Genomic DNA, 25,265 nt, shown 5'->3' on the forward strand with positions numbered 1-25,265 from the left:
GTGGCGCACCTCGAGGTTGACGTCGTCGCGGCGGACCGCCGCGTCTGGCGCGGCGACGCGCAGGCGGTCAGCGCCCCGGCGGCCGACGGCGACGTCGGCATCCTGCCCGGGCACACGCCGCTCCTCGCGATCCTGCGCGAGGGCGAGGTGCGGATCACGGCGACCGACGGCGCGACCCGCTCGGTGCGGGTGGACGAGGGCTTCCTCTCGGTGGACGGCGACAAGGTGACCGTCGTCGTCCACACCGCGACCGAGACCGACGCCGGTCGCGGGCGCGGCCGCTGAGGGCCACGGCGCGTGGAGGCACTGGCGACGCTGCTCGGCCTGGGGGCCGTGCTGCTCGTGCTGGGCGGCTTCGTGGGCCTGTACGTGTCCCGCCAGCGCACGCTCACGCGCCGCGTCGCGTCGTTCTCCTGCCTGCTCAACACGGGCGAGGAGATCAAGCGGATGTGGCAGCCGGGGATCGCGCAGTACACCCGGGAGCGGCTCCTGTGGTGGCGCACGTTGTCGCTCGCGCCGCGGCCGGCGCGCGCGTGGTCGCGCCTGGAGCTGGAGCTCGTCGAGCGCGTGCCCGTCGGACAGGTCGACGAGGCGGGCCGGCCGCTGCTGCTCGTGCACTGCCGGCACGGTGACGAGGCGTTCCAGATCATGGTCTCCGCGCCTGCCTACGCGGGCCTGGTGTCGTGGCTCGAGTCCGGCCCCCGGCCGATCAAGGGAGTGATCTAGTGCGGTTGGTCGTCGCGCGGTGCGCCGCCCGGTACACGGGGCGGCTCACCGCGGAGCTGCCGCTCGCGACCCGGCTCGTCGTGGTCAAGGCCGACGGCAGCGTGCTGCTGCACTCCGACGGCGGCTCGTACAAGCCTCTGAACTGGATGAGCCCGCCGTGCTCTCTGGCGGTCGCCGAGCCGGACGACGACGCGGCTGCGCGCGGCGTCGTCGAGATCTGGCACGTGCAGCACGCGAAGTCCGACGACCGGTTGGAGATCGAGCTGCACGAGGTGCTGCACGACTCCGCGCACGAGCTGGGCGTCGACCCGGGCCTGGTCAAGGACGGCGTGGAGGCGCACCTGCAGAAGCTGCTCGCCGAGCAGATCCACCTGCTGGGCGCCGGGCACGTGCTCGTCCGGCGCGAGTACCCGACGGCGATCGGACCCGTGGACATCCTCGCGAAGGACCCGGCGGGCGGGGCCGTCGCCGTCGAGATCAAGCGCCGCGGTGACATCGACGGCGTCGAGCAGCTCACGCGCTACCTCGAGCTCCTGAACCGTGACCCGCACCTGACGCCCGTGCGCGGCGTGTTCGCCGCCCAGGAGATCAAGCCGCAGGCCCGCGTGCTCGCGCACGACCGGGGGATCACGTGCCTCGTCCTCGACTACGAGGCCATGCGCGGCATGGACGACGCGTCGACGCGGCTCTTCTGACACGCGCGCTCCCGCCTGCTGGACGCCCAGGACGAATCGGTTCGACGCCGTCAGGATGGTCCCCATGACGACGCCCGACGCCGCCCGTGCATTTCCCGCCGACTTCGTCTGGGGCGCCGCCACGGCGTCGTACCAGATCGAGGGCGCGGCGGACGAGGACGGGCGTCTGCCGTCCATCTGGGACACCTACGCCGCCACGCCGGGCAAGGTCCGCGGCGGCGACAGCGGGGCGGTGGCCTGCGACCACTACCACCGCACCGCCGAGGACCTGAAGCACATGGTCGACCTCGGCCTGCACGCCTACCGGTTCTCGCTCGCGTGGCCGCGGATCCAGCCCACGGGCTCGGGTGCGTTCAACGCTGCCGGCCTCGCCTTCTACGACCGGCTGATCGACGACCTCCTGGCAGCCGGCATCGACCCGGTCGCCACGATGTACCACTGGGACCTGCCGCAGGCCCTTGAGGACGCCGGCGGCTGGCCCGAGCGGGACACCGCACTGCGGTTCGCCGACTACGCCGCGAAGGTCGTCGACGCCTACCGCGACCGCGTGAAGGTCTGGACGACGTTCAACGAGCCCTGGTGCTCGGCCTACCTCGGCTACGCGTCGGGCGTGCACGCCCCGGGCCGCACCGAGCCCGCGGCCGCGCTGGCCGCGGTGCACCACCTCAACCTCGCGCACGGCCTCGGGGGCCGCGCGGTGCGCGAGGCGCTCGGCGACTCCGCGACCCTCTCGCTCACCCTGAACCTGCACGTCGTCCGGCCGGACGACCCGACGAGCCCCGAGGACGTCGACGCCGTCCGGCAGATCGACGGGCTCGCGAACCGCGTGTTCCTCGAGCCGGTGCTCGACGGCCGCTATCCGCAGGACGTCATCGACGACACGGCGCACGTCACCGACTGGTCGTTCGTCCGCGACGGCGACCTGGCGATCACGCACACGGGCCTCGACGTCCTCGGGCTGAACTACTACTCGACGCAGCGCGTGCGCCGGTACGTGGCCGACCACGAGAAGGCCAGCGCGGACGGCCACGGCGCCTCGGTGCACAGCGCCTGGGTCGGCGCCGAGGCCGTGGAGTTCCTGCCTCAGCCCGGGCCGCACACCGCCATGGGCTGGAACATCGACCCGAGCGGGATGACCGAGATGCTGGTCGGGATCCACCGGCGCTACCCGGGCCTGCCGATGATGATCACCGAGAACGGCGCCGCCTTCGACGACGTCGTCAGCCCGGACGGCCGCGTCCACGACGACCGCCGCGTCGACTACGTCCGCCGGCACGTGGAGGCCGTCGGCCAGGCCATGGACGCCGGTGCCGACGTGCGCGGGTACTTCGTCTGGTCCCTGCTGGACAACTTCGAGTGGGCCTACGGGTTCAGCCGGCGGTTCGGCGTCATCCGGGTGGACTACGACACGCTCGCGCGCACGTGGAAGGACTCCGCGTACTTCTACCGCGACCTCGTCGCGGGCGGTACGGTCCCGGGCCCCGACTGGGCACCCCCGGCCTGACGTCCCCGACCCGCCCGGCCGGGCGGGGGAGAATGGCGCCATGCCCTCCGGTCGTCGCTCGAGCAAGCGTCCCTGGTCGGGCCCCCACCCGGAGCTCGACGAGATGCGTGCGCGCGCCGGCACCCGTACCGAGTCCGGGCCGGACGGCGACTGGGTCGTGCGCTCGGTGAGCGCCGCAGCGGCCACCAAGGCGTACGTGTGCCCGGGGTGCCGGCAGGAGATCGGACCCGGTACCGCGCACGTGGTGGCGTGGCGCGCGGACCACCTCCTGGGCGACGAGGCCGCCGTCGGCGAGCGGCGCCACTGGCACACGGCGTGCTGGCAGGCGCGAGGACGGCGCCGATGACTCAGGTCCTCCCGACCGCGGCCGGGCCGAGCCGGACGGCGCCCCCGCGGCCGCGGCTGGTCGCCACCGATCTCGACGGGACGCTGCTGCGCGACGACGGGTCGGTGTCCGTGCGCACCGCGCGCGTGCTCGAGGCGCTCGCCGAGGCGGGCGTCCAGCTCGTGCTGGTGACGGCGCGGCCGCCCCGCTGGGTGGAGCATCTGACCTGCGTGCCCGCGCACGGCGTCGTCATCTGCGTCAACGGTGCGGTCGTGTACGACGTCGCGCGACGGACCGTGCTCGAGCACCTCGGGATGCCCGACGACCTCGTCCGCGACGTGGTCCGGGACCTGCGCCGGGCGTTCCCCGACGCCGAGTTCGCAGCCGAGCGCCCGGGCGGCTTCGCGGTGGAGCACGTCTTCCGGTCCCCGCACCCGGTGCCCGCCGACGTCGTGCGCACGGACCGGATCGAGTCGAGCCTGGACGACGCCACGGTGAAGCTGCTGCTGCGGAGCGCGGCGACACCGGACGAGGAGCTGGTGGGCGCCGTCGACCGCGTCCTGGCGGGGCGTGCCGTCGTCCTGCACTCGGGCGCGGACGGGCTCGCAGAGATCCACCACCCGGCCGTGTCGAAGGCGGCGGCACTGGCGCGGTGGGCGGCCGCGCGCGGCATCGACGCGGGGGAGGTCTGGGCCTTCGGTGACATGCCCAACGACCTGCCCATGCTCGCCTGGGCCGGTCGCGGCTTCGCCGTGGCGAACGCGCACCCCGCGGTGCTGGCAGCGGCCGACGAGGTGTGCGGGGCGAACGAGGACGACGGCGTCGCAGCCGTCCTCGAGGCCATGCTCGCCTGAACCGAGGGCGCCTCGCCTCTCTGCGGACAGCGGGCGAGCAGCGGCCCGACGCTCGGTAGGCTCGCCCCGATGGAGTCGACCGAGATCCGCGCGCTCACGGTCCTGCCCGCCCGGCGGGAGGACATCGAGCTGCACACCGCCGACGGCCTGACGCTCGTCGGCGAGCTGGCCGTGCCGCTCGACCGCCCGCCCGCGGCAACGCTGGTGACCCTGCACCCGCTGCCCACGCACGGCGGGTTCATGGACAGCCACGTGCTCCGCAAGGCGGCCTGGCGCCTCCCGGCGCTCGCCGACCTCGCCGTCCTGCGCTTCAACACCCGCGGCACGTCGAGCCCGCGCGGGCGGAGCGAGGGCACCTTCGACGGCGGCGACGCCGAGCGCTTCGACGTCCACGCCGCCATCGAGTACGCCGAGTTCGCGGACCTGCCGCGGCGCTGGCTCGTCGGGTGGTCGTTCGGCACGGAGCTGGCGCTCATGCACGGCGCCGACCCCTCCGTGGAGGGCGCGATCCTGCTGTCGCCGCCCCTGCACCGGGCGACGGACGAGCACCTGGCGGCCTGGGACGCGTTCGGGCGGCCGCTCGTGGTGCTCGTGCCGGAGCTCGACGACTACCTGCGCCCCGACGAGGCGCGTCGCAGGTTCGCCGCCGTGCGGCAGGCAGAGGTCATCGGCGTCGAGGGCGCCAAGCACCTGTGGGTCGGGGAGGCGTCGGTGCGGCGCGTGCTCGACGAGATCGTCGCGCACGTGCTGCCCGGGCACCCCGGGCTGCCGACCGTCTGGTCGGGCGACGCCGCACCCGACGCCCTCGACGACGTACCCGAGGACGACGAGCAGGACCACACGGGAGGCGCCCGGCCGGGCGCCCGGACGGAGGGGTGACATGACGACGGACGGCATGCTGGCGCTGCACACGTTGCGTCGAGGGGTGCCCGGCAGCCTGCCGCTCGTGGTGCTGCACGGTTTCCCCGTCGACCACCGCATGTGGCTCGACGTCACCGACCTCCTGCCCGGCGAGCGCACGGTCCTCGCGCCCGACCTGCCGGGCTTCGGGACGTCGCCGTCGGGACCCGACGTCGCGGTGGCGGTGGGCGCCGACCCGGCGGTCGCGTCCGTGGACGTCATGGCCGACGGCGTCGCCGCGACCCTCCGTGCGGCGGGCGTCGAGCGGGCGGTGGTCGCGGGCCTCTCCATGGGTGGCTACGTGGCCCTGTCGATGGTCGAGCGGCATCGTGACCTCGTCGCCGGCCTGGGTCTCGTCGACACCAAGGCCACGGCCGACGACGACGACGCGCGCGCCCGTCGCCTCGCCATCGCCCGCCAGGTGCTGGCGGACAAGCGCGTCGAGGCGGTGTACGGCATGCGCACCTCGGTCCTCGGACCGACCAACCGCGTGGCGCGTCCGGACCTCGTGGAGCGGATGTCGGAGTGGATCCGCGACCAGGGTCCCTCGGCCGTCGCGTGGGCGCAGGAGGCCATGGCGGCGCGCCCCGACCGCACGGAGCTCCTGGCCACGTACGACGGGCCCTCGCTCGTCGTCGTGGGCGAGGAGGACGAGATCGCGCCGGTCGACGTCGCACGCGGGATGTCCTACAAGCTGCCCGACAGCGACCTCGTCATCGTGCCCCGGGCGGGTCACATGACGAGCATCGAGAGCCCGCAGCCCGTCGCCTCGGGGCTCAGCCGCCTGCTCCGACGCGCGGAGGCCGCCGGCTCCTGACGGGAGATCGCGGGGCCGACGCTGCCGCGGGTGCGGTGCGAGGCTCGCTCGCGCCCGCGCGTCTCCGTGCCGGCGTCAGCGGCGGGGCTGGTCGCCCAGCGCGATCCGCAGCGCGTCGACCAGGTCGATCGACTCCCCGTCGCGGGCACCCTTGCCCAGGATGAGCGGTGGGTCGTCGGGCTCGGGCCGCGCGCCGGTGACCAGCGACGTGAGGCGCCGCGGGACGGACAGGACGTAGAACTCCCCGTCGGTGCCGACCGCGACGGACTCGTTCCGACGCAGGTACCAGCCCTGCAGCGGGGTGCGGAAACGCAGCCTGCCGTCGTAGCTCCGCGCGTGCAGCGGCACGGGTGCGATGCCGCGGCGGCTCGCCTCCGCGACGAACTCCGCGATCATGGCGCGCGCCTGCGCCGACTCCGCCTGACGACGTCGCTCGAGCTCGCGGGCGTGGTTCGCCGCGGCCTCCTTGCGTGCGTCCCGCCAGTCCTGGTTGGACTGGCCCGTCCCGTCGTCAGGCACGGCCGCGCGGGCCAGCCTTCGCCTCGTCGTCGGCGGGCTCGTCGTCAACGGGCTCTGACTCAACGGGCTCTGCCTCAACGGGCTCTGCCTCGGCGGGCTCGTTGTCGGGGGACTCGTCCTCGGAGGCCTCCGCATCGACCGGCTCCGCGTCGACCGGCTCTGCGTCAGCCGGGTCGGACGGGACGTCGTCCTGCACGTCGGCGACCGCGGCGAGCACCGCCGTCGACTCGGCCTCGTCCTCGTCGGGCTCCGGCTCGTCGTCCAGCTCGGCCTCGAGCTCGGCCCGCGCGTCGGTCACCGCCTGCTGCGACGCGGCCGTCGCGGCTGCCTCGAAGCGGGCCTCGGCTGCCTGCGCGCGCTGGAGGGTGTCCCGCGAGGGGAGCGGGTCGTGGGTGAGCAGGCTGCGGAGCTCGTCGAGGTAGACCGTGATGGCCTCCCGCTGCCGGTTCAGGTCCTCGACCTGACGCTGGGCCGTGGTGCGCTCGCGCTCGGCCTCCGTCATCGCCTCGGACAGCGTCTTCTCGGCGTGCTCGCGGGCCTCCGCGACGACGCGGTCCGCGTTGCGGCGCGCGTTGGACATGAGCTCCTTCGCGTGGGCCTCGGCGTCCTGACGGACGCGGTCGGCCTGCTCGAGGGCGTTCGCCACCCGCTGCTCCGCCTCGGCGGCGTGCGCCTCGGCGTCGGCGACCAGGCGCTCGGTCTCCTGCCGCGCCTGCTCGTGTCGCTCGGCGTCGGCCCGCTCCGCGGCCTCGCGGCGCTGCGCGATCTCCACCTCGGCGTCGGCGAGCGTCCGGCGCGCCTGCTCGAGGAGGCGGTCGGCCTCGGTCTTGGCCTCGGTGGTGAGCTCGTTCGCCCGGCGACGCGCCTCGGTGATGAGGCGCTCGATGTCCAGTCGCGTGCGGTCGCGCATCTCGTTGGTCTCGCGCTCGGCCGTCGCCCGCAGCTCGGCTGCCCCGCGCTCGGTCGTCTCGCGCAGCTCCGTCGTCTCGCGCTCGGTGGTCTGGCGCAGGTGCGCGGTCTCCCGGTCGGTCGTCTCGCGCAGCTCGGCGGTCTCGCGGTCCGCCGTGGCCCGCAGGCTCGTCGCGTACTGCTCGGCGTCGGCGCGCTGCTCGGCGACCTCCTGCGCGGCCTGGGCGCGCAGCGCGGCCACCTCGTCGGTGACGGCGGCGCGGAGCTCGGCGGCCTCGCGGTCGGCGGTCGCCCGCTGCAGCGCGGCGTACTGGTCGGCCTCCGTCCGCAGGGCGGCGGCCTGGGTCTCGGCGTTCTGCGCGGTGGCCTTCGCGTCGCGCTCTGCGGCCGCACGCACGCCGTCGGCGTACTCCTTGGCCTCGGTGCGCAGAGCGGCCACCGCCTCCTCGGCGGCCCGACGCAGCTCGGCGGCCTCGGACTCCGCGCTGGTGCGGAGCTGGGCCGCGTAGCCGTCCGCGTCGGCGCGCAGCGCGGCCGCCTCCGCCTCGGTGCGCCGACGGAGCTCGGTGGTCTCGGCGTCGGCGGTCGCCCGCAGGTCCGACGCGTACCGCTCGGCCTCCTCGCGCTGCCGGCTGGTCTCGACCTCCGCGGTGTTGCGCAGCTCGGCGACGTAGCGCTCGGTGCCCACGCGCAGCTCGGTGGTCTCGCGCTCGGCGGTGGCGCGCAGGGTGCCGAGCTCGCGCTCCAGGCCCGTCCGCCGCTCGCTCTCCTCGGTGGCGATCGTGCTCGAGATGCGTGCGGCCTCGCGCTCGGCCGACCCCACGAGCTCCTCGGCGCGGCGCTGCGCGGCGCTGAGCGTGCTCTCCGCCTCCGACGACGCGGACTGGCGGACCTCGTCCGCCTCGCGGCGCGCCGTCGCGAGCAGCTCGGCGACCTCGTTCTCGGCGCGTGCCCGCATCTGGCCCGCGGCGAGCTTCGCCCGCGCCATCGCGTCGGCCGCCTGCGCGTTCGCCTGCGCGACGACGTCGGAGGACTGCTCCTCCGCCGAGCGCAGCAGGTGCTCGATCCGCGACCCGAGGCCGGAGTACGTCGGGCGCTCGGCCTCCCGCAGCTGCCGGTGGGCCTCGGACAGCTCGCCGGCGATCTGCATCGCCTTGGTGTCGAGCTGCTCGACCTGCCTGCGTGCGTCGTCGAGCTGCCGCTGGAGGCCCTCGAGCTGCTGGTCGACCAGTGCACGGTCGTAGCCGCGCATGACCACCGGGAAGGTCGAACGGTCGTCGGGCACAACTGCCTCCTCGAAGGAACGACGGCGCGTGCGGGGGCGCTCTCGGCGCGCGGGCGCGAGTGCACACATGAACCCCGGCGGTCAGCCTATCGGTCGTCGGCGTGCGGCCCCACCCCGAGCAGGGCACCATGATCGAGGGCTCGTGGACCGCCGTGCGGCGGCCTCGCGCCGGTCCGGAGCGTCGCTCACGGGCCCCGGGGAGCACGTCGGACGGGCGTGCGGAGCTGCTCCGGCACGTGGGGCGGTGCCCGGAACGCCTATTGTGAACCGGCAACCGTCGTCGGAAGGGACCCGGAAACCATCGTGATCCAGCGTGTGCTCGCGACGCTGCTGTGCCTCGTCGGCGCGGCCGCGATCGCCCTGGGCATCGCCTCGGCGACCGCGTGGCGGGCGGACGACGTCCTCGTCGCCAGCGCCACGGCGGCGCCCGGAACGACGATGATCGTGACGGACCCCGGCGTGCTCGAGCTCGCCGCGGAGGACGTGACGGTCACCGCGACCGCGGACTCGCACGTCGTGATCGCCCTGGGCCGCGCGCAGGACGTCGACGCCTGGGTCGGCGGGGACGCCCACACGCGCATCACGGGGCTCGCGGAGTGGCACGTGCTCGCGACCGACGACGTGGAGGCGGAGCCCACGCCCACGCCCACGCCGACGGAGGGCGCGACGGCTGCGCCCGAGGAGGGGCAGGCCCCGGCCGAGGGCGAGGCCCCGGCGGAGGGCGAGGCACCGGCGGAGGGCGAGGCACCGGCGGAGGGTGGGGACGCGACGGAGGGGACGGTGGCCGAGGAGGCCGCGGCCCCCGACCCGTCCGGCTCCGACCTCTGGATCACCGAGGTCTCGGGCAACCGGGACGCCGAGTTCGAGTGGACCGCGCAGGACGGGCGCTGGAGCGTGCTCGTGGCCGCGGTCGGCCCGGGTGCCGACGCGCCGACCGTGTCGCTGGCCTGGCCGCAGGTGGTCACCACGCCCTGGCTCTGGCCGGGCGTCGTCGTCGGCGGCCTCCTGCTCCTCGGCGGGCTGGCCTGGTGGGCCCGCATGCTCCTCGCAGGGCGCCGTGCCGCACGGCGCCCTGCGCCCGCGACCGCGGGCGCCACGGCGACGGCCGTGACCCCTGCTCCGGCGGACGACGCGGCGGCCGTGCCGGTGGCCCCGCTCACCCGCCGACAGCTGCGTGAGCTCGAGGAGCAGCGCGCCCGTGGTCGGCGCCCGCCCGAGCTCCCCGAGCGGCTCAGGTTCCCCGCGACGGGCGCGCAGCCGACCGAGCCCACGTCGCGGCGGGCCCGACGCGCCGCCGAGTCGGCGGCCGTGACCCCGGCCGCTGCCGTGACCCCGACCGCTGCGGGCACGAGCCCTGCGGGCGGGCCGTCCGCCGGTCCGGCCGACGCCTCGACCTCTGAGCCGCGCGAGCGCCGCATTGGTCTGCTCGGCCGTCGCCGCACCGCGCCGGGCGCCGACACGTCCGCGCCTGCGCCCGCGCCCGTCGAGACGCCCCCACCCGCCGAGCCCGCGGTCCCGGCGGCGACCCAGTGGACGCCTGCGGCCTCGGCGGACGCCTGGCGCCGCGCGTGGGGGCTGCCGGCCGCGGGGGACCAGGGCGGACAGCCTGCAGCGGGCCAGCCGGGCGCGGGCCAGCCGGGTCCCGTGCAGCCGGGTCCCGTGCAGGAGGGCCCCTCCCACGGTCCCGTGCCGCCCGACGAACCGGGCGAGCCGACCCTGCGCCGACGGAGGGACAACCGATGAGGCGCCTGCGCGCGGCGGTGGCCGTCCTCAGCCTGGGCGTCCTGGCGGCCTGCAGCACCCCGCTGCCCGTTCCCCAGCCCGACGCCGAGCCGGCGGCGACGCCCCCGGCGCTCTTCCAGCAGCAGGCCGACGACGTCCTGGCGGACGTCTCGGCGACGCTCGCGGAGGCTGACGCGGCAGTGGACGCGGCCCTGCTCGACCCGCGGGTGACGGGCCCGGCGCGTGAGATCCGCGGCGTGGAGTACGTGCTGTCGGCGGCCGGTGACCCCGATGCCGTGACACCGATCCCCGAGGGTGCGCAGACGCTGGTGCTGCCGACGACGGACGAGTGGCCGCGCACGTTCATGGCGGTCACGGAGTCGCCGGACGACCTGCAGGCGCCGCTGCTGCTCGTCCTGGTCCAGGAGAACCCCCGCGCGCAGTACCGCCTGTGGTCGTGGTCGCGGCTCTTCCCGGGCATCACGATGCCCGCGACCACCGAGCCCGGCATCGGCAGCGCCCCGGTCGCGCCGGACTCGGCCGACCTCGCGGTGGCGCCGACGGACGTCGTCGCGCAGTACGTGGACCTCCTGACCAAGGGCGACCAGTCGGAGTTCGCGGCGGCCTTCACGCCCGACCCGATGCGCTCCGCGATCGTGCAGACGCGGGACGCCTTCGTCGGCGTCGTCGGCGCCAACGGCTCGTTCGCCGAGACGTACACGCCGGACGCGGCCGGGGTGACCGCGATCGCGACCGCCGACGGCGGCGCGATCGTCGTCGGCACCATCCGGACGGTCACGACGATCACGCTCGCGGACAGCACCATGCGCATCGGTGACCAGACCGCCGCGCTGCTCGGCCGCGACACGATCACGGCGAACCTCGAGATCCAGTGGCTCAGCGTCGTCGCGTTCCGCGTGCCACCGGCCGGCTCCGGCGATCCCATCGAGGTGCTGGGCGCCGAGCACTCACGAGTCCAGGCGACGGGCCAGTAGCCCGGCGCGTCCGCCGTCCCGTCATCCCACGCCACCGCACCACACGAGCGAGGAACGATGTCCCAGCCCACCGGAGCCCGCCCCGCCCTGCCGTTGCACGGTGCCGTCGACCTCGCGGCGCTGCGTCGGCCCACCCCGCCGCCCGGCGGCCCCACGGCCGAGGGTGCCCCCGCGTCCGGCGCCGTCGTCGACGTGACGGAGGCCTCGTTCGCCGGCGTCGTGGAGCGGTCCACGACCGTCCCGGTGGTGGTCGCGCTCTGGAGCGCGAGCGACCCGGTGAGCAGCACCGTCGTGCGGACGCTGGCCGACCTGGCGACCGAGCTGGCCGGACGGTTCCTGCTTGCGCGGGTCGAGGTCGAGCGCGCGCCCCAGGTGGCGCAGGCCGTCGGGAGCCAGACGGGCGCCACGGTGGCCGCCGTCGTCCGGGGCCAGGCCGTGCCGCTCCCGCCGCTGGACCAGGCGACGCGCGAGCAGGTGCGCGCGCTGCTGGACCAGGTGCTGCAGATGGCCGCCGCGAACGGGGTGACCGGGCGGGTGCCGCTCGAGGACGCGCCGGCCGCCGAGACGCCCGAGGAGCCCCCGCTGCCGCCGCGGCACCAGGAGGCCTACGACGCGATCCAGCGCGACGACCTCGAGGCGGCCGCCGCTGCCTACGCCGCGGCGCTCGCCGAGAACCCGCGGGACGACATGGCCAAGGCGGGACTCGCGCAGGTCGACCTGATGCGCCGCACCCGGGACGTGGACCCCGCCGCCGCGCGGGCGGCGGCCGAGGCCGCCCCGGGCGATCTCGACGCCCAGCTCGCGCTCGCCGACCTCGAGCTCATGTCCGACCGCGTGGAGGAGGCGTTCGCCGTCCTGCTCGCCGCGGTCCGCCGGACCACGGGACCGGAGCGCGAGGCCGTGCGCGTGCGGCTGGTGGAGCTCTTCACCGTCGTCGGGGACGCCGACCCGCGCGTGATGGCGGCGCGCCGGGCGCTCGCCAGCGCGCTCTACTGACCTCCGGGCCGGCCCAGGGGTCCGGCTCCGAGCACGGGCTCAGAGGTCCGGCTGGCCCTCGGGCACGAGGAACAGCGCCGCGAGCGGCGGCACCCGCAGGCGGACCGACGCGGGCTGCGCGTGCTGGAGGACGGGCTCGGCCTCGACGCGGCCCAGGTTCCCCACGCCCGAGCCTCCGTAGTGCTCGGCGTCGGTGTTGAGGGCCTCGCGCCAGCCGCCCGCGGCCGGGAGGCCGAGCAGGTAGCCCTCGTGGGTCGTCCCCGCGAAGTTCACGACGACGGCGACCATCCGACCGCTCCGGTCGCGCCGGACGTACGACAGCACGTTGTGCCCGGCGTCCTGGGAGTCGATCCACTCGAAGCCCGCGGGCTCGTCGTCGAGGTCCCACAGCGCCGGCTCGGTGCGGTAGAAGCGGTTGAGGTCGGTCACGAGGCGCTGCACGCCCTGGTGCGGGCCGTACTCGAGCAGGTGCCAGTCGAGCGAGCGGCCCTCGGACCACTCCGCTGTCTGCCCGAACTCCCCGCCCATGAACAGCAGCTGCTTGCCGGGGTGCGACCACTGGTAGGCGAGCAGCACCCGGAGGCCGGCGAAGCGCTGCCAGTCGTCGCCGGGCATCTTGTAGACGAGCGAGCCCTTGCCGTGCACCACCTCGTCGTGGCTGAGCGGCAGCACGAAGTGCTCGGAGAACGCGTAGACCAGGGAGAACGTCGCCTCGTGGTGGTGGTAGCGCCGGTTGATCGGCTCCTCCGCCAGGTACCGGAGCGTGTCGTTCATCCAGCCCATGTTCCACTTCAGGCCGAACCCGAGGCCGCCCGCGTCCGTCGGCGCGGTGACCCCGGGCCACGCCGTGGACTCCTCGGCGATCATGAGGATGCCGGGCGTGCGCCGGTACGCCGTGGCGTTGGCCTCCTGGATGAACCGGATCGCCTCGAGGTTCTCGCGCCCACCGTGGATGTTCGGGCGCCACTGCCCGGCGCCGCGCGAGTAGTCCAGGTAGAGCATCGACGCGACGGCGTCGACCCGCAGGCCGTCGACGTGGAACTCCTCGAGCCAGTAGGTGGCGTTCGCGACGAGGAAGTTGCGCACCTCGTTGCGGCCGAAGTTGAAGACGTAGGTGCCCCAGTCCGGCTGCTCACCGAGGAGCGGGTCCGGGTGCTCGTACAGGGGCGTGCCGTCGAAGCGGCCGAGCGCCCACTCGTCCTTGGGGAAGTGCGCCGGCACCCAGTCGAGCAGGACGCCGATGCCGGCCTGGTGCAGGCGGTCGACGAGGTGGCGGAAGTCGTCGGGGTGCCCGAAGCGCGACGTCGGGGCGTAGTACGAGCTCACCTGGTAGCCCCACGACCCGCCGAAGGGGTGCTCGGCGACGGGGAGGAGCTCGACGTGGGTGAAGCCGAGCGAGACGGCGTACTCGGTCAGCTCCTCGGCGAGGTCCCGGTAGCCGAGGCCGGGTCGCCACGAGCCCAGGTGCACCTCGTACACGCTCATGGGGCCGTGGTGCGGGTTGCCGGAGCGGCGGCGCTCGAGCCAGGCGTCGTCGCCCCAGTCGTGGGTCGACTCCACGACGACCGACGCGGTGGCCGGCGGGTGCTCGGTGCCCTTGGCGAGCGGGTCGGCCTTCTGCCGCCAGGACCCGTCCTTCGCGAGGATCTCGAACTTGTAGCGCTGCCCACCGCGCACGCCCGGCACGAAGAGCTCCCACACGCCGCTCGACCCGAGGTTGCGCATCGTGTGCGGGGTACCCTGCCAGTGGTTGAAGTCGCCGACGACGCGCACCGCCGCCGCGTTCGGTGCCCACACCGCGAACGACGTGCCGACCACCTCGCCCAGCACGCTCGGGTACGTCCGGACGTTCGCGCCGAGGACCGTCCACAGCTCCTCGTGGCGGCCCTCGCTGATGAGGTGCAGGTCGACCTCGCCCAGGGTCGGCAGGAACCGGTAGGGGTCGTCCTGGAGGTCGACGTGGTCGCCGTACCGGACGCGCACGCGGTAGTCGGGGACCTGCGCGCCCGGCATCGTCGCGAGCCACACGCCGCCGTGCTCGTGGGTGGCCGGGACGGAGCCGGTCGGGGTGACGACCTCCACCTCGTCGGCCAGCGGGCGCAGCAGCCGGATGGTGACCGTGCCCTCGGACAGGTGCGGTCCGAGCACCCGGTGCGGGTCCTGGTGCAGGCCCTTCGCGATGGCGTCGAGCTCGGCGGTGTCGACGGGCGTCGGACGGGCGGTCGGCTCCGGCGAAGTGGTCATGGTGTCACCCTGCCACGGGCCCCGACGGCGTGCACGGCCCGACCGGTGGGCTTCCGGCCGGCCGCGTGCTCACCGTGCGTGCCCGAGCAGGCGGTCGACGCCGGCGAGGGGGATCGGCAGCCAGTCGGGGCGGTTGCCGGACTCGTAGACGACCTCGTAGAGGGCCTTGTCGAGCTCGAGCGCAGGCAGCAGCACCTCGAGACCGACGGCCGCGCCGCCGGTCTCGTGCTCGTAGCCGGCGATGAGGCGGTCGCGCGCGTCGCCGAGCCAGGCGGGGTCGCGGGCCTCGCCGACGGCCGCGGCGTAGTCCAGGGAGCGGAGCATCCCGGCGAGGTCGCGCAGGGCGAGGTCGGGGCGGGTCTTCTCGTCCGCGGACGCCTGGGGCTCGCCCTCGAAGTCGAGGACGTACCAGCGGCCGCCGTCGCCGTCCGTCGAGCGCAGCACCTGACCCAGGTGGTAGTCGCCGTGCACGCGCTGGAGCGGGGGGACCGACGCGAGGGCCTCGAGCCGGTCGTAGGCGGCGTGCACGGCCTCGGCCCGGGCCGCGACCTCCGGCACGCGCGCCGCGGCCGCCTCGGCGCGCTCGCGGAGGGTGCGGACGACGCGGCGGACCTCGGTGTGCCGCTCGGTCTCGTTCCGGGGCGCGTGGGCGTGGCCGGTGCCTGCCACGGGGATCGCCGTCCGCAGTGCGCGGTGCATCTGCGCCGTCGTCCGCCCGAGGTCCTCCGCCAGGTCGCCGAACGAGGTCCCGGCGCGCGCGTGGTCGCAGGCGAGCTCGAAGCCGTCGCGCGCGCCCTGGACCAGCTCGCTGAGCACGCCCAGGTGCCCGACGGCGGCGCTTCCGTCGCCGCGTTCCCAGCCGCCGGGGAGCCAGGCGAGCGGGCGAGGCACGCCGGCCCAGCCGGCGCGGGCCAGGGCGAGGGGGACCTCGACGTCGGGGTTCGGCCCGAGCGTGACGACGCGGAACACCTTGAGGATCGCGGGCCGGTCGGCCCCGGGCAGCAGCACGGAGGTGTTCGACTGCTCGCCCTCGACGACCTTGGTGACGCCGGTCCGCGTCGGCGCGGCGCCGTCGTCGTGGGCCGCCGCGAGCCAGGCGCGGACGAACGCCGGGTCGTGCGGGCCGTCCACGAGGACGCCGCCCGGGAGCGGTGCGATGACGCCCGGCCGGGCGGCCGGGCCGGCGTCCTCTCCGGTGGCCGCGCGCCGGACCGTGGGCACCTGCAGCACGGCGCCGCTCGGCAGCGCGAGGAGGTGCACGCGGACGGCCGCCTCGTCGAGCGGGTCGGGCAGGTCCACGACGGCGACCCGGTCGAGCGCCGCGTCGGTCCCCTTCTCCGGGAACCAGCGCTGCGAGGGCACCCAGCTGCGCAGGGTGTCGAGCTCGGCGTCGTCGGGCACCCGGGTACCCAGGACCGGCCCGGCCGTCGTGTCGACCTCCGCCATGCTCACCGCCTCTCGTCGGTCCGTGCGCCCGCCGGTCAGCCGGCCTCCGGCGAGGTCACCCGCAGCCAGAAGAAGTCGCGGGAGCCGAGCGTGACGAGCACCTCACCCCGCGGGCCGACGTCGGGGAACCGGGCGCCGCCGAACACGTCGGCCACGTGGTGCCCGGCGTGGTCGGGCAGCCGCAGCACGGCCGAGCGCGGGGTCGACGCGAAGTTCGCCACGCACAGCACGGTCTCCTCCGGCGACGTGCGCAGGTAGGCCAGGATCGCATCGCTGTCGGTCTGGAGCACGACGAAGTCGCCGGTGCCGAAGACCGGGTGCCGCCGGCGCACGGAGAGCATGCCGTGCACCCAGTGCAGCAACGACGTCGGCTGGGCGAGCTGCGCCTCGACGTTCGTCGTCGTGTAGTGGTGCACGAGCGACTGGACCACCGGGAGGTAGAGCTTGCCCGGGTCCGCCGTCGAGAAGCCCGCGTTGCGGTCCGGGGTCCACTGCATCGGGGTGCGGACGGCGTCGCGGTCGGGCAGCCAGATGTTGTCGCCCATCCCGATCTCGTCGCCGTAGTACAGGCACGGGCTGCCCGGCAGCGACAGCAGCAGGGCGTGCGCGAGCTCGATCTCCGCGCGCGAGTTGTCCAGCAGCGGGGCGAGCCGGCGGCGGATGCCGACGTTCGCGCGCATCCGCGGGTCGGGTGCGTACCAGCCGTACATCGACGCGCGCTCCTCGGTGGAGACCATCTCGAGGGTGAGCTCGTCGTGGTTGCGCAGGAAGGTGCTCCACTGCGCGCCGCGGGGGATCGGCGGGGTGTCGGCGAGGATGTCGACGATCTGGGTGGCCCGCTGGTCCTTGATCGCGTAGAAGATGCGCGGCATCACGGGGAAGTGGAAGCACATGTGGCACTCGGGCTCGTCCTCGGTGCCGAAGTACGGCGCCACGTCCCGCGGCCACTGGTTCGCCTCCGCGAGCAGGATGCGGCCGGGGAACTCCTCGTCCACCATCGCGCGCAGCTCGCGCAGGTAGGAGTGCGTGCGCGGCAGGTTCTCGCAGTTCGTGCCCTCCTCCTCGAAGAGGTAGGGCACCGCGTCGAGCCGAAACCCGTCGACGCCGAGGCGGAGCCAGAAGCGGGCGACGTCCTTCATGGCCTCGCGCACGGCGGGGTTCTCGAAGTTCAGGTCCGGCTGGTGGCTGAAGAACCGGTGCCAGAAGTACTGGCGGCGCACGGGGTCGAACGTCCAGTTCGACGTCTCGGTGTCCACGAAGATGATCCGCGCGCCCTCGTAGCGCGTCGGGTCGTCGCTCCACACGTAGAAGTCGCCGTAGGGGCCGTCCGGGTCGGAGCGCGAGGCCTGGAACCACGGGTGCTGGTCGCTCGTGTGGTTCATCACCATGTCGATGACCACGCGCATCCCGCGGGAGTGCGCCTCCTCCATGAGCTCGGCGAAGTCGTGCAGCGTGCCGTACTGCGGCGCGATGGCCGTGTAGTCCGAGACGTCGTACCCGCCGTCGCGCAGGGGGGAGGGGAAGAACGGCGGCAGCCAGAGGCAGTCCACGCCGAGCCACTGCAGGTACTCCAGGCGGTCGATGAGCCCCCGGAGGTCACCGGTGCCCTGACCCGAGGAGTCGGAGAACGAGCGCAGCATCACCTCGTAGAAGACGGCCGTCCGGTGCCACTGCGGGTCGTCGCGCAGGCCCGGCCGGGCCAGGTCGGGGAGCTCGTGCGTGGGGTGCGGGCGGGGCGGCAGGGCCCGTGCCGGGTCGACGGCACGCAGGCTGCCCGTGTCGGTGTGCCCGGTGGTGCTCGTCACAGCGTCCTCACACCGACGACGTGCGCCACCTGCTCGAGCGGGTCGAGGCGCACGTACGGGTGCGCGCCCCAGGCGTAGACGGCGCCGGAGAGCAGGTCGTGGGCGGCGAACGCAGGGGCCGACGGGTCGCCGCCCGACCGCCGTTCCGGGACGCCGATCGCGGCGAGGTCGAGGTCGATCGTCGACTCCTGTGGGTGGTGCGGGTCGAGGTTGACGACGACGATCACCGCGTCCGCCTTGCCGTCGGGCGACTGCTCGGCCGTCACGTGGCGCGAGAAGCACAGCACCTGGTCGTTCGTCGTGGGGTGCACCGTCAGGCCGCGCAGGCGCTGCAGCGCCCGGTGCTCGCGCCGCACGTCGTTGAGCTGGGCGAGCAGGCGCGAGATCCCGATGGCGTCCGCCGCGGCCCAGTCGCGCGGCTTGATCTCGTACTTCTCGTTGTCGATCTGCTCCTCGACGCCGGGCCTCGGCACATTCTCGACGAGCTCGTAGCCCGAGTAGATGCCCCACGTGGGCGCACCCGTCGCGGCCAGGACGGCCCGGACGGCGAACGCCGCCGTGCCGCCGTGCTGCATGTACGGGGTGAGGATGTCGTGCGTCGTCGGCCAGAACGAGGGCCGCATGTACGCGGCCGCCGGCCCGGAGACCTCGGTGAGGTACTCCGCGAGCTCGGCCTTCGTGGTGCGCCACGTGAAGTACGTGTACGACTGGTGGAAGCCGATGCGGGCGAGCGTGTGCATCATCGCCGGCCGCGTGAACGCCTCGGCGAGGAAGAGGACCTCCGGGTGGGCGGCGTTCACCTCGGCGATGAGCCGCTCCCAGAACACCAGGGGCTTGGTGTGCGGGTTGTCGACGCGGAAGGCGGTCACCCCGTGGTCGATCCACACCTGCAGCACGCGGCGGATCTCCGCGTAGATGCCCTCCGGGTCGTTGTCGAAGTTCAGGGGGTAGATGTCCTGGTACTTCTTCGGCGGGTTCTCGGCGTAGGCGATCGAGCCGTCGACGCGCGTCGTGAACCACTCGGGGTGCTCCGTGACCCACGGGTGGTCCGGCGAGCACTGCAGGGCAAGGTCGAGGGCGACCTCCATGCCGAGCGCCCGGGCCCGGGCGACGAACGCGTCGAAGTCGTCGAAGGTGCCCAGCTCGGGGTGGATGGCGTCGTGCCCGCCCTCGGGCGAGCCGATCGCATAGGGCGAGCCGGGGTCGGTCGGCGCCGGCGTCAGCGAGTTGTTGCGCCCCTTGCGGTACGTCGTGCCGATCGGGTGGACCGGCGTGAGGTAGACGACGTCGAAGCCCATCTCCGCGATGGCGGGCAGGCGCTCGGCAGCGGTGCGCAGCGTGCCCGACCGCCAGGTCTTGGCCGTCGCGTCCCAGGTGGCGCCCTCCGAGCGCGGGAAGAACTCGTACCAGGACCCGTACAGGGCGCGCTCGCGCTGGACGAGGAGCGGGTAGGTCGGCGACGTGCTCACGTGCTCGCGGAACGGTGCGGCGGCCAGGGCGGCGTGCACGTCGGCGGACGTCCCGGCGGCCAGCCGCGCCTGCGGCGGTCGGCGCGTGTCCCGCAGACCCGTGACGGCGTCGTGCAGCGCCTGCGCGACGGCGTCCGGGAGGCCGGGGCGGTCGGCGGCACGTTCGAGGAGGACGGCGCCCTCCGCGAGCATGAGCTCGACGTCGACGCCGGCACCGATCTTGATCGTGGCGTCGTGCTCCCACGTGGCGTAGGGGTCGGACCAGGCCTCGACCCGGAAGGCCCAGCGGCCCTCGGCGTCGGGCAGCAGGTCGGCGCGGTAGGCGTCGAGCCCCGCGTTGACGACGCTCATCCGGACCGCGGTGTGGTCCGTCCCGTCCGGCGCGACGAGGACGGCCGTCGCGGCGACGGCGTCGTGCCCTTCGCGGAAGACCGTGGCGGTGATCTCGACCGCCTCGCCGACGACCGCCTTCGCGGGCCAGCGGCCGCACTCGATCACCGGCTGGACCCCGACGACGGGGATCCGGCCGACGACCGGCTCGTGCCGGGGCGTCGGCGGCTCGGCGGTCGGTGGCTCGGCGGTCGGCTGCGCGGCGGTCGGCGGCGCCGCGGGCGTCCCGCGGTCGGCGGGCCGTGCCGCGCGACGGCCGCCCGTGGGCGACTGCTTGCGGGGCCGGGGTGGCGTGGACGGCGTCACGATCCTGAACCTACCGAGGGCTCGGAGCTCGCGACATTCGGCGTCGCGGACGGGTGGAGGCGTCCTGCGCGCGGGCGGTCCTCGTGGCGGGGCGCCAGGGCCGGGCGTCGCGCGGGTCGGGGCAGCGGGGGATGGGGGCTGCGACGTCGCACGGCGAGAGTGTAAGCGCTTGCAGGGCGGCGGTGATCACCACCACGCGGTGGCGCCGTCCTGCCCTGCGCCAGCCGGGTGAAACCTCTGTGGCGCCCACCACGTGAGACGCCGGCATCGGTGCGCTGACCTGCACCATCGCGTGAGCGGGATGTAAGCGCTTGCAGCAACCGCTGGAACCCGACGTTCGGGACCGCGTAGGGTGCCCGCCGTGAGAGCAATCCGACGTTTCACCGTCCGCACCGTGCTGCCCCCCGAGCTGGTGCCCCTCGATGAGCTGGCGCACAACCTGCGCTGGTCGTGGCACGCGCCCACGCGTGACCTCTTCGCCGGCATCGACCCCGCCCTCTGGGCGCAGGTCCACGGCGACCCGGTGGCGCTCGTGGGCGCCCTCAGCCCCGACCGCCTCGCCGCCCTGGCAGCCGATGGCGCCTTCGTCGCCCGTGTGCGCGGCGCCTTGGACGACCTGCACGCCTACCTCGCGGCGCCCCTGTGGTACCAGACGGAGGCCGTCGCTGCGGCGGGTGGCGACACGTCCGCCCTGCCGGCCGCGATCGCCTACTTCTCGCCCGAGTTCGGCATCACCGGCGTCCTGCCCCAGTACTCCGGCGGCCTGGGCATCCTGGCGGGCGACCACCTCAAGAGCGCGTCCGACCTGGGCGTGCCGCTGGTCGGCGTCGGGCTGCTGTACGGCGCGGGCTACTTCAAGCAGAGCCTGACCCGCGACGGCTGGCAGGTCGAGTCCTACCCGCTGTCGGACCCGGACGGCCTGCCCCTGTCGCTGCTGCGCGAGGCGGACGGCACGCCGGCCCGGGTGTCCCTCGACCTGCCCGGCGGGCGCACGCTGCACGCCGCGGTCTGGAAGGCCGACGTCGGCCGCGTGCCGCTGCTGCTGCTCGACTCGAACGTGCCCGAGAACGACGACCTCGCCCGCCGCGTCACCGACCGCCTCTACGGCGGTGGCGGTGAGCACCGCCTGCAGCAGGAGCTGCTGCTCGGCGTCGGCGGCGTGCGGGCCCTGCGCGTGTGGTCGCGGCTGTCCGGGGCACCGGTCCCGGAGGTCTACCACACCAACGAGGGGCACGCCGGGTTCCTCGGCATCGAGCGGATCCGCGAGCTCGTCGCGGGCGAGGGCCTGACCTTCGCTGAGGCGCTCGAGGCCGTCCGTGCCGCCACCGTGTTCACCACGCACACGCCCGTCCCGGCCGGCATCGACCGGTTCGAGGCCTCGCTCGTCGCGCAGTACTTCGACGGCGGGAACGCGATCCCCGGCGTTCCGGTGGCCGACGTCCTCGCCCTCGGTGCGGAGGACTACGAGGGCGGCGACCCGACGCTGTTCAACATGGCCGTCATGGGCCTGCGGCTCGGCGGGCGCGCCAACGGCGTCTCGCTGCTGCACGGCGCCGTGTCCCGCGGGATGTTCAGCGGCCTGTGGGCCGGGCTGGACGAGGCCGAGGTGCCGATCACGTCGATCACCAACGGCGTGCACGGCCCGACCTGGACCGACCCGAAGCTCGCCGAGCTCGCGACGTCGCGGCTGGGCCAGCACGAGCTCGCCGACGGCTCCGGCTGGCAGCGCACCGACGGCGTGGACGACCAGGCGCTGTGGGGCATGCGTCGGACGCTGCGGGCGCAGCTCGTCGCCGACGCGCGCGAGCGGGTGCGCGACTCCTGGCGCCGGCGCGGCGCGAGCGGTGCCGAGCTGGGCTGGGTCGAGGAGATCCTCGACCCGGACGTGCTCACCATCGGCTTCGCGCGCCGGGTCCCGACGTACAAGCGGCTCACCCTGATGCTGAGCGACCCGGAGCGGCTCAAGAGCCTCCTGCTGCACCCCGAGCGGCCGATCCAGATCGTCGTCGCGGGCAAGTCGCACCCGGCCGACGACCAGGGCAAGCGGCTCATCCAGCAGCTCGTGCGGTTCGCCGACGACCCGGAGGTCCGCCACCGGATCGTCTTCCTGCCGAACTACGACATCGACATGGCGCAGACGCTCGTCCCGGGCTGCGACGTGTGGCTGAACAACCCGCTGCGCCCGCTCGAGGCGAGCGGCACGTCGGGCATGAAGGCCGCGCTCAACGGCGGCCTCAACCTCTCGATCCTCGACGGCTGGTGGGACGAGTGGTTCGACGGCGAGAACGGCTGGGCGATCCCCACCGCCGACGGCGTCGAGGACCCGGACCGTCGCGACGACCTCGAGGCCGCCGCGCTGTACGACCTGATCGAGAACCAGGTCGCGGCGCGCTTCTACGACGTCGACGCGCGCGGCATCCCCGTGACCTGGCTCGAGATGGTGCGGCACACGCTCGCCACGCTCGGCCCGAAGGTCCAGGCCACCCGCATGGTCGCCGAGTACGTCCAGCGCCTCTACGCGCCCGCCGCGCAGTCGGGCCGTGCCCTGGACGGCCCGGGCTACCCGGCCGCGCGCGAGCTCGCGGCCTGGAAGGCCCGCGTGCACGCCGCGTGGCCGGCGGTCCGTGTCGACCACGTGGAGTCCGGCGGCGTCGGTGAGGTCGCGCAGGTGGGCGAGGTGCTGCACGTGCGCGCCTACGTCACCCTCGGCGACCTCGAGCCGAAGGACGTCGCGGTGCAGGTGGCCTACGGCCGCGTCTCGGAGGCCGACGACCTGTCCGGCGTCCGGCTCGCGGACCTGGCCTGGGCGGAGACCTACGAGGGTGGCCGGCACGCGTTCGCGGGCGAGGTCCGGCTCGAGGCGTCCGGCCCGTTCGGGTACACCGTCCGCGTGGTGCCCGCGCACGAGCACCTGGTGTCCGTGGCCGACACGGGCCTGGTGACGAACGCGGGCTGACCCCGCGCACGGAGCGCCGCTGTTGTGACGGGTGGGGCTGGTGTGGATGCTGAGGCGTCCCACCAGCCCCGTTCGTCGCTCTGGTCACAGGTGCGGCGCGGGCCGCCCCTCAGGACGTGTACAGGCGCAGCGAGAGCGGCTCGACCACCAGCGTGGTGCCGGGGGAGAGCTCGGTCTCCGCTGCGGCCCCGACCAGGCCGGGGTGCTCGGCCGCGCTGTCCCAGGCCAGCGTCCAGGCCGCCGCGCCCGGTCGCAGCCCCGCGGCCACGGTGAACTCGACCGGGTCCAGCGAGCCGTTCGCGATGAGCAGCACCGCGCTGCCGTCCGCCGCGACCCGCACCATCTGCAGGGACCGGACGCCCGGGTCGTGCCACGCGCCGTGGTCGAAGACGCCGCCGTCGGCGCGGCGCCACTCCAGGTCCGGGCGGTCGTCACCGCGCGCGACCCGCGCCGGGACGGGGCGGCCGGTGTAGAAGCCCCAGCTCCGCAGCGCCGGCAGCTCCCGCCGCAGGCGGAAGAGGTGGCGCGCGGTCGCCAGCAGGTCTTCCCGGTGCTCGTCGAGCTCCCAGTCGAGCCACGAGATGGTGTTGTCCTGGCAGTAGGCGTTGTTGTTGCCGCCCTGGGTGCGCCCGAGCTCGTCGCCGGCCGTGATCATCGGGGTCCCGGCGGAGAAGGCGAGCATGCCTATCAGGTTGCGCTGCGAGCGTCGGCGCAGGGGCAGGATCTCGACGCCGATCGCGGGGTCGCGGACGGGCCCGTCGATGCCGTGGCTCCAGGACAGGTTGTTGTCCGAGCCGTCCCGGTTGCCCTCGCCGTTCGCCTCGTTGCGCTTGTGGTCGTACGTCACGAGGTCGGCGAGCGTGAACCCGTCGTGCGCGGTGACGAAGTTCACCGACGCGACGACCCCGCGGGAGGCCGGCGGGTCACCGTGGCCGAACAGGTCCGCCGAACCCGACAGACGGGTGGCGAGCTCGCGCACGCCGTGCCCGGGCCGACCGTGCGAGCGGTGCGCCGGGTCGGAGAGCCAGAAGGTCCGGACGCCGTCGCGGAACCGGTCGTTCCACTCGGCCATCGGCTCCGGGAAGGCCCCCGTGCGCCAGCCGCCCGGGCCCAGGTCCCACGGCTCGGCGATGAGCTTGCGGTCGCTGAGCACGGGGTCCGTCTGCAGGGCCACGAGGAACGGGTGCTGCGGGGTGAAGCCGGCGCCGTCGCGCCCGAGCGTGACGGCCAGGTCGAACCGGAAGCCGTCGATGCCGACCTCGCCGGCCCAGTACCGCAGCGAGTCCAGCGCCAGCTGCACGACGCGCGGCCGGCGGAAGTCCAGCGTGTTGCCGCACCCGGTGAGGTCGGCGAACCGGGCGGGCGTGGCGCCGTGGTGCAGGTAGTACACCGTCGGGTCCAGGCCGCGCCAGGACAGCTGGGGGCCGTCGGTGCCGCCCTCGCAGGTGTGGTTGTACACGACGTCGAGGACGACCTCGATGCCCGCCGCGTGCAGCAGCCGCACCATGCCCTTGACCTCGGCGAGCACCGCACCCGGTCCCGCCGCGCGCGCCTGCCGCGTCGCGTAGTCGGGGTGCGGCGCGAAGAACCCGAGGGTGTTGTACCCCCAGTAGTTGGTCAGCCCGCGGGCGACGAGGTGCGGCTCGCTCGCGATGGCCTGGATCGGCAGCAGCTCGAGCGTGGTGACGCCGAGGGATTGCAGGTGCTCGATGGTCGCGGGGTGCGCCAGCCCGGCGTAGGTCCCGCGCAGGTCCTCCGGGACGCCCGGGAGCCTCTGCGTCAGCCCGCGCACGTGCGCCTCGTAGATCACCGTGTCCGGCCACGGGACGTGCGGCCGCGGCACGGGGTCGCCGCCGAACGCCTCGTCGACGACGACGGCGTGCGGCACGTGGGCGCGGGAGTCGCTCGGGTCCGGCTGCGGCGTGCCGTCGGGCGTGCGCCCGGACTCGTCGAGCCGCTGCCCGTGGACCTCCTGACCGAGGCGCACCTCGCCGACGATCCCGCGGGCGTACGGGTCGAGCAGCAGCTTCGCGGGGTTGTACCGCAGGCCCGCGTCGGGGTCCCAGCGGCCGTGCGCGCGCAGGCCGTAGTGCTGGCCCGCGACGACGCCGGGCACGTGCGCGTGCCAGACGCCGTGCACGGGCCCCGCGAGCGGGATCCGCCGTTCACGCCAGCCGTCGTCGGCCGTCGCGTCGGGGTCGAGGAGGCACAGCTCGACGGCGTCGGCGTGCGAGGCGAGGACCGCGACGTCGATGCCGTCCCCGGCGAGGCGCACGCCGAGCGGCGGGACGGGGCGGCCGGGGGTCACGGCACAAGTCTGACGTACCGATGTGACCGTTCACGCCCGGCGGTCGTCGGGTGAACCGCGTCCGGCGCCCGGGGTAGCCTTCCAGGGGCCTGTG

19 protein-coding genes are annotated in these 25,265 nt (G+C 74.7%); 12 read left to right on the top strand and 7 right to left on the bottom strand.

Going from position 1 to position 25,265, the window contains the following annotated elements; genetic code table 11:
* The 8 genes from AFE02nite_RS00565 (at position 1) to AFE02nite_RS00600 (ending at position 5,821) form a co-directional block, all read left to right on the top strand.
* On the top strand, positions 1–285 hold the full coding sequence (locus tag AFE02nite_RS00565; protein WP_034245309.1) for a F0F1 ATP synthase subunit epsilon: 285 nt from the start codon (positions 1–3) through the stop codon (positions 283–285).
* Between the two features lie 12 nt (positions 286–297).
* Positions 298–726, top strand: a complete 429-nt coding sequence (locus AFE02nite_RS00570) for a DUF2550 domain-containing protein (RefSeq protein ID WP_052113596.1) — start codon at positions 298–300, stop codon at positions 724–726.
* Positions 726–1,421: an endonuclease NucS gene (gene nucS / locus AFE02nite_RS00575; protein WP_034245311.1), complete on the top strand. Its 696-nt coding sequence runs from the start codon at positions 726–728 to the stop codon at positions 1,419–1,421. Before AFE02nite_RS00570 ends, nucS begins: the two co-directional genes overlap by 1 nt.
* Before the next feature lie 64 nt (positions 1,422–1,485).
* Positions 1,486–2,925, top strand: coding sequence for a GH1 family beta-glucosidase (locus AFE02nite_RS00580; RefSeq protein WP_034245312.1), 1,440 nt, complete (start codon positions 1,486–1,488; stop codon positions 2,923–2,925).
* Between the two features lie 40 nt (positions 2,926–2,965).
* Positions 2,966–3,271, top strand: a complete 306-nt coding sequence (locus tag AFE02nite_RS00585) for a hypothetical protein (RefSeq protein ID WP_034245314.1) — start codon at positions 2,966–2,968, stop codon at positions 3,269–3,271.
* The gene (locus AFE02nite_RS00590) at positions 3,268–4,104 is read left to right on the top strand and encodes an HAD family hydrolase (RefSeq protein ID WP_052113597.1); all 837 of its coding nucleotides are present in this window, start codon (positions 3,268–3,270) and stop codon (positions 4,102–4,104) included. The genes AFE02nite_RS00585 and AFE02nite_RS00590 overlap by 4 nt, the downstream gene beginning before the upstream one ends.
* Before the next feature lie 69 nt (positions 4,105–4,173).
* Positions 4,174–4,983 (top strand): alpha/beta hydrolase, encoded by an 810-nt coding sequence (locus tag AFE02nite_RS00595; RefSeq protein WP_052113598.1) that lies wholly within the window; start codon positions 4,174–4,176, stop codon positions 4,981–4,983.
* A 1-nt stretch (position 4,984) separates the two neighbouring features.
* Complete coding sequence (locus AFE02nite_RS00600; RefSeq protein WP_034245315.1) at positions 4,985–5,821, top strand: alpha/beta fold hydrolase; 837 nt, start codon at positions 4,985–4,987, stop codon at positions 5,819–5,821.
* A gap of 75 nt (positions 5,822–5,896) precedes the next feature.
* On the opposite strand, the gene AFE02nite_RS00605 is transcribed toward AFE02nite_RS00600, so the two are convergent.
* The gene (locus tag AFE02nite_RS00605) at positions 5,897–6,340 is read right to left on the bottom strand and encodes a hypothetical protein (RefSeq protein ID WP_034245317.1); all 444 of its coding nucleotides are present in this window, start codon (positions 6,338–6,340) and stop codon (positions 5,897–5,899) included.
* The gene (locus AFE02nite_RS00610; RefSeq protein ID WP_146818921.1) at positions 6,333–8,534 is read right to left on the bottom strand and encodes a hypothetical protein; all 2,202 of its coding nucleotides are present in this window, start codon (positions 8,532–8,534) and stop codon (positions 6,333–6,335) included. The genes AFE02nite_RS00605 and AFE02nite_RS00610 overlap by 8 nt, the downstream gene beginning before the upstream one ends.
* Before the next feature lie 303 nt (positions 8,535–8,837).
* Between AFE02nite_RS00610 and AFE02nite_RS00615 the strand changes: the two genes are divergently transcribed.
* Genes AFE02nite_RS00615 through AFE02nite_RS00625 form a run of 3 tightly spaced genes read left to right on the top strand, consistent with a single transcriptional unit; the run spans position 8,838 to position 12,247 of the window.
* Positions 8,838–10,277: a hypothetical protein gene (locus AFE02nite_RS00615; RefSeq protein ID WP_146818922.1), complete on the top strand. Its 1,440-nt coding sequence runs from the start codon at positions 8,838–8,840 to the stop codon at positions 10,275–10,277.
* Positions 10,274–11,251 carry a hypothetical protein gene (locus tag AFE02nite_RS00620; protein ID WP_034247436.1) on the top strand — a complete coding sequence of 326 codons (978 nt, stop codon included), beginning with the start codon at positions 10,274–10,276 and terminating at the stop codon, positions 11,249–11,251. The genes AFE02nite_RS00615 and AFE02nite_RS00620 overlap by 4 nt, the downstream gene beginning before the upstream one ends.
* Before the next feature lie 57 nt (positions 11,252–11,308).
* Positions 11,309–12,247, top strand: coding sequence for a tetratricopeptide repeat protein (locus AFE02nite_RS00625; RefSeq protein WP_034247438.1), 939 nt, complete (start codon positions 11,309–11,311; stop codon positions 12,245–12,247).
* A 39-nt stretch (positions 12,248–12,286) separates the two neighbouring features.
* Here AFE02nite_RS00625 and glgB read toward each other — a convergent pair whose 3' ends face one another.
* The 4 genes from glgB to AFE02nite_RS00645 form a co-directional block, all read right to left on the bottom strand.
* Positions 12,287–14,491 carry a 1,4-alpha-glucan branching protein GlgB gene (glgB, locus tag AFE02nite_RS17645; protein ID WP_034247439.1) on the bottom strand — a complete coding sequence of 735 codons (2,205 nt, stop codon included), beginning with the start codon at positions 14,489–14,491 and terminating at the stop codon, positions 12,287–12,289.
* A 69-nt stretch (positions 14,492–14,560) separates the two neighbouring features.
* Positions 14,561–15,937, bottom strand: a complete 1,377-nt coding sequence (locus AFE02nite_RS17650; RefSeq protein ID WP_052113840.1) for a maltokinase N-terminal cap-like domain-containing protein — start codon at positions 15,935–15,937, stop codon at positions 14,561–14,563.
* Between the two features lie 35 nt (positions 15,938–15,972).
* Positions 15,973–17,742: a maltose alpha-D-glucosyltransferase gene (gene treS / locus AFE02nite_RS00640; protein ID WP_146818923.1), complete on the bottom strand. Its 1,770-nt coding sequence runs from the start codon at positions 17,740–17,742 to the stop codon at positions 15,973–15,975.
* Complete coding sequence (locus AFE02nite_RS00645; protein WP_146818924.1) at positions 17,739–19,907, bottom strand: alpha-1,4-glucan--maltose-1-phosphate maltosyltransferase; 2,169 nt, start codon at positions 19,905–19,907, stop codon at positions 17,739–17,741. The genes treS and AFE02nite_RS00645 overlap by 4 nt, the downstream gene beginning before the upstream one ends.
* Before the next feature lie 361 nt (positions 19,908–20,268).
* Here AFE02nite_RS00645 and glgP point away from each other — a divergent pair, with 361 nt between their 5' ends.
* On the top strand, positions 20,269–22,863 hold the full coding sequence (gene glgP / locus AFE02nite_RS00650; protein ID WP_034248081.1) for an alpha-glucan family phosphorylase: 2,595 nt from the start codon (positions 20,269–20,271) through the stop codon (positions 22,861–22,863).
* A gap of 109 nt (positions 22,864–22,972) precedes the next feature.
* Here the strand turns inward: glgP and glgX are convergent, their stop codons facing one another.
* Complete coding sequence (gene glgX, locus AFE02nite_RS00655; protein WP_146818925.1) at positions 22,973–25,171, bottom strand: glycogen debranching protein GlgX; 2,199 nt, start codon at positions 25,169–25,171, stop codon at positions 22,973–22,975.
* Positions 25,172–25,265: the final 94 nt, after the last annotated feature.

Source organism: Actinotalea fermentans, from assembly GCF_007991475.1.
Lineage (GTDB): Bacteria > Actinomycetota > Actinomycetes > Actinomycetales > Cellulomonadaceae > Actinotalea > Actinotalea fermentans.

Excerpts from the sequence above, each read along its gene's own strand:
- AFE02nite_RS17650 (WP_052113840.1), bottom strand. The coding sequence starts at position 15,937 with ATGGCGGAGGTCGACACGACGGCCGGGCCGGTCCTGGGTACCCGGGTG.
- AFE02nite_RS00595 (WP_052113598.1), top strand. The coding sequence starts at position 4,174 with ATGGAGTCGACCGAGATCCGCGCGCTCACGGTCCTGCCCGCCCGGCGG.
- AFE02nite_RS00600 (WP_034245315.1), top strand. The coding sequence starts at position 4,985 with ATGACGACGGACGGCATGCTGGCGCTGCACACGTTGCGTCGAGGGGTG.
- AFE02nite_RS00620 (WP_034247436.1), top strand. The coding sequence starts at position 10,274 with ATGAGGCGCCTGCGCGCGGCGGTGGCCGTCCTCAGCCTGGGCGTCCTG.
- AFE02nite_RS00585 (WP_034245314.1), top strand. The coding sequence starts at position 2,966 with ATGCCCTCCGGTCGTCGCTCGAGCAAGCGTCCCTGGTCGGGCCCCCAC.
- AFE02nite_RS00625 (WP_034247438.1), top strand. The coding sequence starts at position 11,309 with ATGTCCCAGCCCACCGGAGCCCGCCCCGCCCTGCCGTTGCACGGTGCC.
- AFE02nite_RS00590 (WP_052113597.1), top strand. The coding sequence starts at position 3,268 with ATGACTCAGGTCCTCCCGACCGCGGCCGGGCCGAGCCGGACGGCGCCC.
- glgB (WP_034247439.1), bottom strand. The coding sequence starts at position 14,491 with ATGACCACTTCGCCGGAGCCGACCGCCCGTCCGACGCCCGTCGACACC.
- AFE02nite_RS00580 (WP_034245312.1), top strand. The coding sequence starts at position 1,486 with ATGACGACGCCCGACGCCGCCCGTGCATTTCCCGCCGACTTCGTCTGG.